Raw genomic sequence first — 12,732 nt, forward strand, 5'->3', positions numbered from 1 at the left:
CCGTCACTCGCCCTCGGATTCCTCCTGGGCCCGCGTGTTCGGGGTGATGGCCTCGCCGGCCTCGCCCCTGTGGCGGTCTCGCTCGGCGGAGTCCCGGGTGCGGTGGGCTGCGTCCGACATCTCTTGCAACGCCTCCTCGAGCGCCGTGTCGGGCTTGTTCTTCGGCTGCTTCCTGTCGTCGGGCACGGGTCTCTCCTTCCGTCGTCCATCAGGTCGGGAGCGCGCCGGTGGCGAGCTCGCCACCGGCGCGCGGAGGCGATCAGCTGGTCGCGGGCGCGAGCTTCAGCGGCACCGGCTCGGGCGCGACGACCTCCTCCTCGAGGCGGGACACCTCCGCCCACCAGGCGGCGCCGTCCTCGATGTGCCGCAGCATGATCCCTTCGCGGATCGCCCACGGGCAGATCGTGACCCCCTCCAGGCCGGTCAGCTTCATCGCGGTGTGCGCCACGACCGCGCCGGCCAGGCTCTGTGCGGCGCGCGGCGCGGAGATACCGGGGAGCAGGGCGCGTTCGGCGGCGGTCAGCTCGGAGAGGCGACCGACGGCCTCGCGCAGGTCGCAGCGCGCCAACCGCCGCTCCATGAACGGCCCGTGACGCCCGGCCGGCGCCCCGCACAACCGGCCCAGCTGCTGGAACGTACGCGAGGTGGCGGCCGCCGTGCGCGGTCCCTCCCAGCGGATCCGGGCCGCGACGTCCCGCAGTTGGTGGCGGACCTTGCGGCGCAGGGCGCGTACCCGTGCCGTCGTCGGCGGGTCCTCGTCGTCGAAGAACTCATGGGTCAGCCGTGCCGCGCCGAGCGGCAGCGACGCCACGAAGTCGGGCAACCGGCCGCGCCCGAAGGCCACTTCGAGCGAGCCGCCGCCGATGTCGAGCAGCGCGAGCGGCCCCGACCGCCAGCCCATCCACCGGCGCGCCCCGAGAAACGTCAGCTCGGCCTCCACCTCGCCCGGCAGCGTGCACAGGCTCACCCCCGTCCGCGTCCGCACGGCGCGCAGCACGTCCCGGCGGTTCGGGGCGGCGCGCACCACGGCGGTCGCGAAGGCCAGGGGAGCGGTCGCGCCCCACCGCAGCGCGGTCCGGTCGGCCGCCGCCACCGCGTGGACCAGCCGCTCGATGGCCTCCTCGGGGACGGCTTCCCCGGGTCTGACCTGTTCCGACAGCCTCAGCCGCCACTTGGCGGTATGCACCGGCAGCGGCACCCCGTCCTCCGCATCGGCCACGACCAACCGGACCGTGTTCGACCCCACATCCACCACGCTGATTCGCATACGCCCGCAAGTACCCGTTTCCCGGTCGGAGCAACGGAATCAGCCCCTGTGCGCCGCCGTCACGACGCGAGCGCCGTATCCGGATCCGCGCAAGAGGGGCCGCCGTCTCCCTGTGGACGGCGGCCCCTCGGACCCGGGGGTCAGGACGGTCACATGTGGACGACCGGCGCGGCGGACGCGTCCTGCTGCGGCACCCCGCGACGGAAGAGCGCGAAGGCGATCAGGGCACCCGCGGCGAAGAAGCCCGCCGACCACCAGAAGGCGGTGGTGTAGCTCTCGATCGTCGCCTGGGCCCGCACCAGCTTGCTGGTGGCGTCCCGGCCGGCGAGGTAGTCCGTGGCCGCGCTCGCGGCGAGCGTGTTGAGCAGCGCCGTACCGATCGAACCGCCCACCTGCTGCATGGCGTTGACCGTCGCGGAGGCGACACCGGCGTCCTCGGCCGCCACTCCGCTCGTGGCCAGCTGCATGGCCGGCGGCATGACCATGCCCAGGCCCACGCCGACGATGATCAGCTGCGGCAGCACCGCGGTCGTGTAGTCCGAGCCGATGCCGATTCCGGTCAGCCAGGCCATGCCGGCGGTGGCGATCGCGAAGCCCAGCGGCAGTACGACCTTGGGGCCGAGCCGTGGCACCAGGACCGTGGTGCCGATCTGCGCCATCACCATCAGCGCCGCGACCATCGGCAGGAACGCGACTCCCGTCTTCGTCGGGCTGAAGCCCAGGTTGACCTGGAGGTAGTAGGTCAGGAAGAGGAACACGCCGAACATTCCGGCGCCGGTGATCAGCACGGTCAGGAAGGAGGCGGCGCGGTCCCGGTCGAGCAGGATCCGCAGCGGCAGCAGCGGGTGCGCGGCCCGGGTCTGCCACCAGGCGAACGCCGCCAGCAGTACGCCGCCGGCCAGCAGGAAGCCCCAGGTCTCGGGCGAACCCCAGTCGTGCGTCTCGGCGTTGGAGAAGCCGTAGACCACGGCGAACAGTCCGGTGGCGACGAGAATCGTGCCCGGCACGTCCAGCTTGGAGTTCACGGCGTCCCGGTGGTTGCTCAGCAGCAGCCAGCCGCCCACGAAGGCGAGCACCGCGATGGGCACGTTGACGTACAGCGTCCAGCGCCAGTCGAGGGCGTCGGTCAGCAGTCCGCCGAGCAGCAGGCCCACCGCGCCACCGGCACCGGCGATGGCGCCGTAGACGCTGAACGCCCTGGCACGCTCACGGGCGTCGGTGAACGTCGTGTTGAGCAGCGACAGCGCGGCGGGTGCGAGCAGCGCGCCGAAGGCACCCTGCAGGGCTCGCGCGATGACCAGCATCTCGAAGCTGGTCGAGGCGCCGCCCAGCACGGACGCGCCCGCGAAGCCGACGACGCCGATCAGGAAGGCGGGCTTGCGCCCGAAGAGGTCCGCTATCCGGCCGCCGAGCAGCAGCAGGGAGGCGAACGCCAGCGCGTAGGCGGTGACGATCCACTGCCGGTTGCCGTCGGAGAAGCCGAGGTCGGCCTGGGCCGAGGGCAGGGCGATGTTCACGATCGTGGCGTCCAGCACCACCATCAGCTGTGCCACGGCGATGATCGCGAGGATCCACCACCGCTTCGCCGAGGCCGCCGCCGACGGCGCCTCGACGGCGCCCTCACGGGCGCTGTCCGTCAGGGTCTTCTGGGGCATCGGGATTCAACTCCAGGGAAAGTCGGGCGAAGGTGGGAAAGGTAATGCGCAAGTAAACGAAACTGTTTCGTTCACCTCCAGGAGAGTAGACCCTCGCGAGCGAAACGGCAACGTTTCGAAACGGATCCGGCTCGTATTCCTTGACAGGAATATAACCAACGAGGCATATTGACCTCATGGCCGACGCCGCACTCTGGACCGCCCTCGCCGATCCGCACCGACGGGCCATCGTCGCGCTGCTCCTGGAGCGGCCCCGGCCCGTCGGGGAGATCGTGGAGGCATGCGGGCTGAGTCAGCCGAGCACCTCCAAGCACCTCAAGGTGCTGAGGGAGGCGGGCCTGGTGCGGGTCCGGCAGGACGCGCAGCGCCGCGTCTACGCCCTGGAGCCCGCGCCCATCGCCGAACTCGACGCCTGGCTGGCCCCGTACCGCAGGCTCTGGAACACGAGCCTGGACAGGCTGGGCCGCCGGCTCGACGAGGCGTCGGACGATCCCGAGGAACCCGTCACGAAGGACTGATCGCCATGACCGCCGACCTCACCGGCACCTATCTGACCCTGGACGACGGCCGCCCGGCCGTCCGCTTCAGCCGTACCTACGACCACCCCGTCGAGCGGGTCTGGCGGTTCGTGACCGATGTCGACGAACTGGCGCACTGGTTCCCGTCCCGCGCCGAGATGGAGCTGCGCCCCGGCGGAACGATCAGGTTCGGCGGCGACCCGAACATGGCGGACTCCACGGGCCGCGTCATCGCCGTCGACGAGCCCCGCCACCTCTCCTTCGAGTGGGGCGGCGACGAACTGCACTTCGACCTGGAGGCCCTGGACGAGGGACGCACCCGATTCACCCTCACCAACGTCCTCGTCGCCGAGGACACCGCCGCCCGCAACGGCGCCGGCTGGGAGGTGTGCCTGACCGCCCTCGACGCCCACGCGCGCGGGGAGCGCTTCGAAGGGCCGCACGCCGGGGCCGGGGCGCCATGGAAGGGGCTCTACGACGGCTATGTCGCCGCCGGTTTCCCCTCCGGCGCCCCGATCCCGGGCGTGGACGCCTGACGGATCGGCCCGACGGTTCAGGCCATCTGGCGGCGCACCAGCTCGTGCAGCCGACCGTTCGTGTCCGCGAGCAGCTGCGCGGGCGGGCCCTGCTGGGCGACCTTGCCGTCCTCCATCACGATCACGCGGTCGGCGTCCAGCACCGTGGACAGACGGTGCGCGATGACGATGCGGGTGGCGTTGAGCGCCTTGGTCGACTCGATGACCGTGCGCTGCGTCTCGTTGTCCAGGGCGCTGGTCGCCTCGTCGAAGAAGAGGATGCGCGGCCGGCGGATCAGCGCCTGGGCGATCATCAGCCGCTGCCGCTGGCCGCCGGAGATCGCGCCGCTGCCCGAGACGATGGTGTGCAGCCCCATCGGCATCCGCTTGATGTCCTCGGCGAGCCCCGCCATCTCGGCCGCCGCCATCGCCTCCTCCGGCGTGTACGGCTCGGTGCCGCAGATGACATCCAGGATGGAACCGGTGAACGGCTGGGCGTGCTGGAGCACCACCCCGCACTGCCGCCGTACGGCCGACTGGTCCAGCGCCGACAGGTCCTGACCGTCGTACAGCACACTGCCCGAGACCGGTTTGTCGAAGCCGATCAGCAGCCTGAGCAGCGTCGACTTGCCGCAGCCGCTGGGGCCGACGACCGCCACGAACTCGCCCGGCCGGACGTCGAAGGACACGTCGTCGAGGACGAGCGGGCCGTCGTCGGAGTACCGGAAGGACAGCCGACGCGCCTCGATCGACCCGGTGAGCGGGCCCGGCCGGGTGCTCGCCGTGCGCACCTCCGGGGTGGCCTCCAGCACCGGCTTGATCTCCTCGAACAGCGGCAGCGCGGCCACCGCCGACACGAACGAGCCGGTCAGCTGGGTGACCGAGGTCAGCAGCATCGTCACCGAGGTGTTGAAGGTGAGGAACGCGGCCGCCGACATCGACCCGCGCGCCGGACCGGCCAGCAGCATGAACATCAGCAGCGTGCACACCGGCAGGTACACCGCGCCCATCACCGTGGTGAGGTTCTTGATCCGCCCCACCCGCTGCTGGAGCTCACGGCTGCGCGCGAACCGCTCCGCCCAGGCCGCGTACGCGTAGTTCTCGGCCGCCGCGACCCGCAGCTTCGGCAGCCCGCGCAGGGTCTGGAACGCCTGGTTGTTCAGCTTGTTGCCGAGCACCACCAGCCGCCGCTGCCAGCGCACCTGCCACAGCCCGAGCCCCAGGAACGCACCCGCGATGACGACGAGCATGCCGATCGCCGCCAGTGCCATCGGCACGCTGTACCAGAACAGCAGCGCCAGGTTCATCGCGCCCACCGTCACCGACGACGCGACGACCGGGCCGACGCCGGCCATCAGACGGCGGATCGCGCTGATCCCCATGGCCTGGCTCGCCAGCTCGCCGGTCGAGCGCTCGGTGAAGAACTTCGTGGGCAGCCGCAGCAGCCGGTCCCACAGGGCCGGCTGGAGCGTCGCCTCGATACGGCCCTCCAGGCGCAGGATCGTCAGGTTCTGCAGCAGCATGAACGCCGCCGCCACGACACTGCTGATCATCACGGCCAGACAGAACTGCACGATCAGCCCGGTCTGGGCCTTCGGCACGAACTCGCCGAGTATCTTGCCGGTCGCGATCGGCACCAGCGCGCCGATGGCTACGGTGACCAGCCCGCTGATCAGGAGGTTCGTCAGATCGCCGCCCGTGCCCCGCATGCTGAACCGCAGCAGCCTCAGCGGGCTCAGCACACGGTCGGGCAGCGGCCGGTAGAACATCACCGCACGCGGCTCGAACTCCTCCGCGTTGGCCTTCTCGATCGGCGTCTCACGGCCGGTCGCCGGATGCACGGCGACGTAGCCGCCACGCCGCCACAGCAGCGCCACCGGCGCGCCCGACAGCGCCCGGTGACCCACCAGCGGTCCTGTGTTGTCCCGCCACCACCGTCCGTCCAGCCGTACGGCCCGGGTACGCACGCGGGACGCGATGGCCACGCGCTCGACCGGGTCGAGCCGGTCGCTCTCGGTGCCGCTCTGCGCGGGCTCGGCCAGCGTGATCCCGGCCGCCTGGGCGACCAGCTTGCAGGCCGCGTAGCTGGCGTCCGCGTCGGCGGCCGTCGTGCGCTTGTCGCCGCGCTTGCCGATGGACGCCAGCAACGTCCGGTCGGCCTGCGCACGCACCGCCTCGCCCGCCTTGATGCCCTCCGCCGTGCGCGTCTCGTGGGTGCGCTCCAACTGCTCGATCCAGCGGTCCAGCGTGGTCAGCAGGCGGTACTGCTGGTCGACCATGGACTGCCAGACCGCCGGGTCCATCAGCAGGTCGGCGGCCGCCTCCGCGCCGTACATCGAGCCGTACTGCACGCTGCCCGGCGGGACCTGCATCCAGAAGACGTCGTCGTCGGTCACCTCGGCGGCCCGCTCGGTGGCCATCGGCGCCTGGAAGAGGATGGTCAGGCTGCGGCCGACGCCGAGGGCGAGGGCGTACTCCAGGGGGCTCGTCTGCGGCGGGACGTACTGCGGGTTGCCGTACTCGTCGTAGGACCAGGTCTGGGTGTTCGCGGGCTGGTACAGCTCGCGCAGCCCTATACGGTGCACCACGCAGTCCCTGAGCGGGCGGGCCACCAGCGTGTGCTGCGGTCCGGCGACCGGGCCGAGCAGGAGCGAGCCCGCCTCCAGCCGGCCGAGGTGGTGCCAGTGGCCCTGCTGTCCGGCGTCGACGGCGAACAGGTCCACGGCGCCGGACGCGACCAGCCACAGCACCTGCGGGCCTTCGAGGTCCAGGCGGTTGAATCCCGCGCAGTCGATGCGCGTGCCCATCTGCCCGAGCGCGTTGAGAACGAGGTCACCCTCGTGGACGGAGGTCATCTCACCGCTCCTTGACCAGCGCCGCGTACGCGCCACCGCGCGCCACCAGCTCCTCGTGCCGCCCGCGCTCGACGATCGTGCCGTGCTGGAGCACGACGATCTCGTCGCTGTCGCGCACGGTGCTGAGCCGGTGCGCGATCACCACACAGGCACAGCCGCGCTTGCGCAGGTTGTCCATCACGACCAGTTCGGTCTCGGCGTCGAGCGCGCTGGTCACCTCGTCGAGGACCAGGATGCTGGGGCGGCGCACCAGCGCCCGCGCGATCTCCAGGCGCTGGCGCTGCCCGCCGGAGAAGTTGCGGCCGTCCTGCTCCACCTTGCTGTGGATGCCGCCGGGGCGGCGCATGACCACGTCGTACAGCGCCGCGTCACGCAGGGCGTCCACCACCGCGTCGTCGGGGATGGACGGGTCCCACAGCGCCACGTTGTCGCGGATCGTGCCCTCGAAGAGGAACACCTCCTGGTCGACGAAGGAGACGGAGGCGGCGAGCGCGCCGCGCGGGATGTCCTCGATGCGCTGGTCGTCGATGCGGATGACGCCCTCCCAGGGGGCGTACAGGCCCGATATCAGCCGGGAGACCGTCGACTTTCCGCTGCCGGAGCCGCCGACCAGGGCCACCTGCTGGCCGGGCCCCACCGTCAGGTCGAAGCCCGTCAGCAGGGGCTTGTCGAGCGGGCTGTAGCCGAACGTGATGTTCTGCAGCTCGACGTGGCCGTGCAGCCGGCGCGTCGACTCGCCGGTGCCTGCGCGGCCGTAGAGCGGGTCCGCCTCGAAGTTCTCCACGTCCTTCAGCCGGGCCACGTCGGCGGCGAAGTCCTGGATGCGGCCCGCGACGCCGTTGAGGCGGGTGATCGGCGCGGTGAAGCGGGTGACCAGGGCCTGGAACGCGACCAGCAGACCGACGGATATGCCGCCCTCGACCGCCCGCATGCCGCCGATCCAGAGGATGAGCGCGCTGTTCAGCGTGGCGAGCGTCGGCGCGACCACGCCCAGCCAGGCGCTCGGCACACCGAGGCGCTGCTGCTCCTCCAGCGTGGTGGCGTGCTGTCCCGCCCACTTGCGGAAGTAGCCGTCCTCGCCGCCGGTCGCCTTCATCGTCTCGATCAGCTGGAGACCGGTGTACGCGGTGTTGGTGAGCCGCGCGCTGTCCGCGCGCAGCTTCGCCGTACGCGTGGCCCGCAACCGGATGACGACCCGCATGGCGACGACGTTCAGCAGGGCGACGCCGATACCGACGAAGGTGAGCTGGGGGTCGTATGTATAGAGGAGGATCGCGTAGAGGACGACGACCACCGCGTCCACGCCCGCCGCCGCGAGGTCGCGGGCCAGCGTCTCGGACACCGCGTCGTTCGACTGGAGCCGCTGCACCAGGTCGGCCGGGCTGCGCTGGGAGAAGAAGGTCACCGGCAGCCGCAGCAGATGACGCAGGAAGCGGGCGCTGGAGAGGGTGGAGGAGATGATGCGGCCGCGCAGCAGGTTCGCCTGTTGCAGCCAGGTCAGCACGAGGGTGAGCGCGACACAGGTCCCCATGGACGCGAACAGCACGCCCAGCAGGGAGGTCTGGCCGCCGATGAGGAACATGTCGATGTAGGTGCGGCTCAGCGCGGGCACCGCCGCGCCGACCACCACCAGCAGCAGGCTCGCCAGCACGGCGGCGGGCATCGTGCCCGCGGTGCCGCGCAGCCGCGTCGGCATCGCGCCGAGCACGCCCGGTTTGCGGCCGCCCTTGCTGAAGCCCTCACCGGGCTCCATCACCAGGACGACGCCGGTGAAGCTGCCGTCGAAGTCCTCCATGGGCACGAAACGGCGGCCCTTGGCAGGGTCGTTGATGTACACGCCCCGGCGGCCGAAGCGGCGGCCCATGCCGTCGTAGACGACGTAGTGGTTGAACTCCCAGAACAGGACGGCCGGCGTCTTCACCTCGGCGAGGGCGGCCGTGTCCATCTGCATGCCCTTGGCCGTCAGCCCGTAGCTGCGGGCGGCCTTCAGCAGGTTGCTGGCGCGCGAGCCGTCGCGGGAGACGCCGCACGCGATGCGCAGCTCCTCCAGCGGGACATGGCGGCCGTAGTGGCCCAGCACCATCGCGAGGGAGGCGGCGCCGCACTCCACGGCCTCCATCTGGAGGACGGTGGGCGTGCGGACGGTCTTCGACCTGCCCTTGGGCACCGGGCGCTTCGGCGGGGCGGCGCGGCGCCTGCTGCCGCGGGTCTCCTGTGCGGTGCTCACGGCAGCAGCCAATCGACGGGACGCTCGTCGGCCAGCTGGATCGAGGCGTCGGCCATGGTCATCGAGGTGAGGGAGAACGGCGGCCCGTCCGTGGACGACCACTTGTAGCCGCTCTTCGTGCTCGACTCCCGGTCCAGCCGGACCAGCACGGCGACCGGCCTGCCGTCCTTGGTGAACTGCTCGCCCAGCTGGGTGTCCCCGAGGAACGCGGCGATCTGCTGCGCCGACTGCGCGGAGCGGTCCACCGACTTCACATGGCCGCGCAGGACGCCGTACTCCTGGGTGGGCACGGAGGAGACGGTCAGGTCCACGGGGGCCTTGTCGGGGATGGACGCCGCGTTCTCGGCGGGCACGTACACCGTCGCGTACAGCGCGTCCTTGGCATGGGCGACCTTCTCCACGGCGGCGACGTTCGCGCCGGTGGAGATGATCTGCCCGATGGTGGCGGCGAGCGCGGTGACCCGGCCCGCGGCGACCGTGCGGACGACCGTGTCGCCCTTGGCCGTACGGACCTTCAGTACGGGGGAGTTCGCCGGGAGCCGCTGGCCCTGCTCGGCGAGGACCGCGGTGACCTGGCCGGCGACCGGGCTCTGCAGGATGTAGCTGCCCTGGCCGTGGGTGAGGACGGCGGGCGCGCCGACCGTGGAGGCGACCGAACCGGTCACCGCCCACACCGACGCGGCGGCCATGACGACCACCGTCACGGAGAGCACCAGCCAGCCCTGGGGGCGGGCGAAGCGCACCGGAAGGTCGAGCTCCTCCGGTGACTGGAGCTTGGCGAGGGCCTGTTGGCGGAACTGCACGGAACTTTCCCTCACCTGAGGATGAGTGGAGACCGGCGCGCGTGGGCCGGCCGTGATGCGGGGCGGTGCCGGATTGTTTTCCGGCACCCGAAGAGCCCCGGAACCGGGGAACGGCTCCGGGACTCAGCGGTGCAAAAAGGCGCGATCAGAGACCGGCGACCAGACCCGAGACCGGGGCGGTGTTCAGGCCGGTGACACCCTCCACGGTGCCGACGACCGTGTCGACCAGGCCGGAAACCGGGGCGATGCCGTTGACAGCGTCGAGGGCACCGTTCACGGCGTTGACCTGCAGGCCGCCGGAGACGTTGTCGAGCTCGGCGTCGGAGATCTCGACGGTCGCAACCTGGGGGGTGGAGTTCATGATGGAACTTCCCTTCCTAATGGGTATTTCACAAGGGGGAGCGGCCCCCTCTGGGGACAGATGACGGCCGCGACCGCAGGCACCCGGCGCCCGTTTCCGGAAGCCGTGGACGGCCCCTGCGGTGCGATGGATCAAAGCACGCAGCGGGTACGGGCTTCCAATCAAACTCCGTGCTCACCAGGGCACTTTGGTCCCGGCGGCAGCGATCCGTGCAGACGTGGGCACGTCTTGTCGGCGACTTCTTCACATGCGTCACAGCATCGGCTCGCACGGGCTGTTGCATCGGCTCGGCGGGCCTCCGGGCGATGCGGTGGCGAATGCGACACTCCCGCCTCAAGGGGGTGACCGTCGAGCTCGCTTGTGCAGAAGCCCGGCGCACGGTGACTTCGTTGAGTATTGAATGTGCAGATTCCCTGGAGCCTGGATTCCGCTCGGGATTCTCAACCGACCGTTACTGATCGGTAGCAGATCGTGTCAGACCAGAAGTGCGTACACCGTGCTCGCGCGGGCGGCGATCTCGCCCGATCCCTCCTCGGTCATCACGATGTCGGCGAACGCCATCCGGCGGCCCAGCTTGGTGACGACCGCTTCGATCAGGACATCCGAACCGATCACCGCGCGCTGGAACGACGTCGACTGCTGCACCGTCGTCATCGGCCCGTACGCCCCGCGCGCCGCCGACACGGCGATCACGGTGGCGGTGTCGGCGGCCGCCATCAGCGCCTGCCCCGACAGGGCACCGCCCTCCCGGGCCAGCTGATCCGACCAGGGCATTCGCAGCATCGCCCGCCGGTCCTCCACCGCCTCGATGGACAGGCCCAGGGCGAGGACCCAGGGGGCGAAGTTGGCGGAGAGGATCTTGTCGGCTTCGGCGGTCGTCATCGTCATATGGGGGATTGTTCCCGCCGCCGGAACTCCAGGCGCGGTCGTTGGCCGATTCGGTGTTTCGAGTGCGGCGCCCGAAAACGGAATTGAACGCCCCGTGCGACCCGTGCGTACCAACTGCCAACCAGGCGCCCCGAAAAGCCGCCGGACGAACGGCGGCACAGACCCCGTCCCCCAGGAGGTCGAGAAGTTTGAGTCACAAGCGAATTCCGAAGCGCAAGGCCGCGATAGCAGCGGGCAGCGTGGTGGCGCTCGGAGCGGCCGCGATCCTGCTGCCGAACGCCAACGCGTCACAGGACGGCGCGTCGGACGACGCCGCCGCCCCCAAGACCCTGAAGTCGGCGGACGCGTCGGATCTCGCCTCGCAGCTCGCGGGCCTGCTCGGCGACGCCTTCGCCGGTTCCTACTACGACTCCGAGAGCCAGCAGCTCGTGGTCAACGTCATCCCCGGCGACAACAACAACGTGATCGTCCAGGCGAAGAAGGCGGGCGCGAAGGTCCGGGAGGTCGAGAACAGCCTGACCGAGCTCGCGTCCGGCGCGCAGACCCTGAAGTCCGAGGCGACCATCCCGGGCACCGCGTGGGCCGTCGACCCCAGAACGAACAAGATCCTCGTCACCGCCGACTCCACCGTCACCGGCGACAACTGGGACCAGCTGGAGTCGACCGTCCAGAGCCTCGGCTCCGGCATGGCGACCATCAAGAAGTCGGCCGGCACCTTCAAGACCTTCCTCTCCGGCGGCGATGCCATCTTCGCCGGCGGCTCACGCTGCTCCGCGGGCTTCAACGTCACCGCGGGCGACGGCACCCCGGCCTTCCTGACGGCCGGTCACTGCGGGGTCGCGGCCGAACAGTGGTCGGACGCCGAGGGCGGTCAGCCGATCGCCACCGTCGACCAGGCCACCTTCCCCGGCGACGGCGACTTCGCCCTCGTCAAGTACGACGACCCCGCGACCGAGGCGCCGAGCGAGGTCAACCTCGGCGACCAGACCCTCGCGATCAGCCAGGCCGCGGACGCCGAGGTCGGCCTCCAGGTCTTCCGGATGGGCAGCACCACCGGACTGAGCGACGGTCAGGTCCTCGGCCTGGACGCCACCGTGAACTACCCCGAGGGCACGGTCACCGGGCTCATCCAGACCGACGTCTGCGCCGAGCCCGGCGACAGTGGCGGCTCCCTGTTCACCCAGGACGGCCTGGCCATCGGCCTCACCTCCGGCGGCAGCGGTGACTGCACCGTCGGCGGCGAGACCTTCTTCCAGCCGGTGACCACCGCCCTGGAGGCGGTAGGCGCGACCCTCGGCGGCGACGCCGCGGGCGGCGCGGGTGCCGGTGAGGAGGCCGGGGCTGGTGAGGAAGCGGGCGCCGGTGAGGAAGCGGGCGCAGGCGAAGAGGCCGGTGCAGGCGAAGAGGCCGGGGCCGGTCAGGAAGCCGGGGCCGGTGAGGAAGCCGGGGCCGGTGAAGAGGTCGGCAACGGCAACGCCGACGGCACGGGCAACGGCCTCGGTGAGATCGTCGGCAACGGCGTCGGGAACTGACGCCCTGACACCGCCGCACGGATCCAGGTGATCCCGAGTGATTCCAAGTGATCCCGCGTGATCGCGAGCGATCCGTACGAGCACGTGGTCCGGCCCTCCGGCGGGAGGGCC

At 71.0% G+C, this 12,732-nt stretch carries 11 protein-coding genes; 3 read left to right on the forward strand and 8 right to left on the reverse strand.

Features of this window, described 5'->3' with window-relative positions; translation table 11 throughout:
- Positions 1-3 precede the first annotated feature (3 nt).
- From ABIE67_RS43445 to ABIE67_RS43455, 3 genes are all read right to left on the reverse strand, one after another.
- Complete coding sequence (locus tag ABIE67_RS43445; protein ID WP_370267092.1) at positions 4-186, reverse strand: hypothetical protein; 183 nt, start codon at positions 184-186, stop codon at positions 4-6.
- A 73-nt stretch (positions 187-259) separates the two neighbouring features.
- The gene (locus ABIE67_RS43450) at positions 260-1,267 is read right to left on the reverse strand and encodes a Ppx/GppA family phosphatase (RefSeq protein WP_370267093.1); all 1,008 of its coding nucleotides are present in this window, start codon (positions 1,265-1,267) and stop codon (positions 260-262) included.
- A 149-nt stretch (positions 1,268-1,416) separates the two neighbouring features.
- A complete protein-coding gene (locus tag ABIE67_RS43455; RefSeq protein WP_370267094.1) occupies positions 1,417-2,922 on the reverse strand; it encodes an MFS transporter in 1,506 nt (501 codons plus the stop codon).
- A 176-nt stretch (positions 2,923-3,098) separates the two neighbouring features.
- Here ABIE67_RS43455 and ABIE67_RS43460 point away from each other — a divergent pair, with 176 nt between their 5' ends.
- Positions 3,099-3,440: an ArsR/SmtB family transcription factor gene (locus ABIE67_RS43460; protein ID WP_370267095.1), complete on the forward strand. Its 342-nt coding sequence runs from the start codon at positions 3,099-3,101 to the stop codon at positions 3,438-3,440.
- Between the two features lie 5 nt (positions 3,441-3,445).
- Positions 3,446-3,976, forward strand: a complete 531-nt coding sequence (locus ABIE67_RS43465; RefSeq protein ID WP_370267096.1) for an SRPBCC family protein — start codon at positions 3,446-3,448, stop codon at positions 3,974-3,976.
- A 17-nt stretch (positions 3,977-3,993) separates the two neighbouring features.
- Here the strand turns inward: ABIE67_RS43465 and ABIE67_RS43470 are convergent, their stop codons facing one another.
- The 5 genes from ABIE67_RS43470 to ABIE67_RS43490 all read right to left on the reverse strand — a co-directional run bounded on the left by ABIE67_RS43470 (position 3,994) and on the right by ABIE67_RS43490 (position 11,089).
- Positions 3,994-6,810 carry an NHLP bacteriocin export ABC transporter permease/ATPase subunit gene (locus ABIE67_RS43470; RefSeq protein WP_370267097.1) on the reverse strand — a complete coding sequence of 939 codons (2,817 nt, stop codon included), beginning with the start codon at positions 6,808-6,810 and terminating at the stop codon, positions 3,994-3,996.
- 1 nt (position 6,811) lies between these two features.
- Positions 6,812-9,037 carry an NHLP family bacteriocin export ABC transporter peptidase/permease/ATPase subunit gene (locus tag ABIE67_RS43475; protein WP_370267098.1) on the reverse strand — a complete coding sequence of 742 codons (2,226 nt, stop codon included), beginning with the start codon at positions 9,035-9,037 and terminating at the stop codon, positions 6,812-6,814.
- Positions 9,034-9,840, reverse strand: coding sequence for an HlyD family efflux transporter periplasmic adaptor subunit (locus ABIE67_RS43480; RefSeq protein ID WP_370267099.1), 807 nt, complete (start codon positions 9,838-9,840; stop codon positions 9,034-9,036). Before ABIE67_RS43480 ends, ABIE67_RS43475 begins: the two co-directional genes overlap by 4 nt.
- A gap of 145 nt (positions 9,841-9,985) precedes the next feature.
- A complete protein-coding gene (locus ABIE67_RS43485) occupies positions 9,986-10,201 on the reverse strand; it encodes a hypothetical protein (protein WP_030052098.1) in 216 nt (71 codons plus the stop codon).
- A gap of 474 nt (positions 10,202-10,675) precedes the next feature.
- Entirely contained in the window at positions 10,676-11,089 is a 414-nt protein-coding gene (locus tag ABIE67_RS43490; protein WP_370267100.1) for a PaaI family thioesterase, read from the reverse strand.
- 188 nt (positions 11,090-11,277) lie between these two features.
- On the opposite strand from ABIE67_RS43490, the gene ABIE67_RS43495 reads away from it, so the two are divergent.
- Entirely contained in the window at positions 11,278-12,621 is a 1,344-nt protein-coding gene (locus ABIE67_RS43495) for a S1 family peptidase (RefSeq protein WP_370267101.1), read from the forward strand.
- Positions 12,622-12,732: the final 111 nt, after the last annotated feature.

This window comes from Streptomyces sp. V4I8 (assembly GCF_041261225.1).
Lineage (GTDB): Bacteria > Actinomycetota > Actinomycetes > Streptomycetales > Streptomycetaceae > Streptomyces.

Coding starts and splice junctions, on each gene's coding strand:
- ABIE67_RS43460 (WP_370267095.1), top strand. CDS start 3,099: ATGGCCGACGCCGCACTCTGGACCGCCCTCGCCGATCCGCACCGACGG.
- ABIE67_RS43465 (WP_370267096.1), top strand. CDS start 3,446: ATGACCGCCGACCTCACCGGCACCTATCTGACCCTGGACGACGGCCGC.
- ABIE67_RS43450 (WP_370267093.1), bottom strand. CDS start 1,267: ATGCGAATCAGCGTGGTGGATGTGGGGTCGAACACGGTCCGGTTGGTC.
- ABIE67_RS43455 (WP_370267094.1), bottom strand. CDS start 2,922: ATGCCCCAGAAGACCCTGACGGACAGCGCCCGTGAGGGCGCCGTCGAG.
- ABIE67_RS43490 (WP_370267100.1), bottom strand. CDS start 11,089: ATGACGATGACGACCGCCGAAGCCGACAAGATCCTCTCCGCCAACTTC.
- ABIE67_RS43470 (WP_370267097.1), bottom strand. CDS start 6,810: ATGACCTCCGTCCACGAGGGTGACCTCGTTCTCAACGCGCTCGGGCAG.
- ABIE67_RS43485 (WP_030052098.1), bottom strand. CDS start 10,201: ATGAACTCCACCCCCCAGGTTGCGACCGTCGAGATCTCCGACGCCGAG.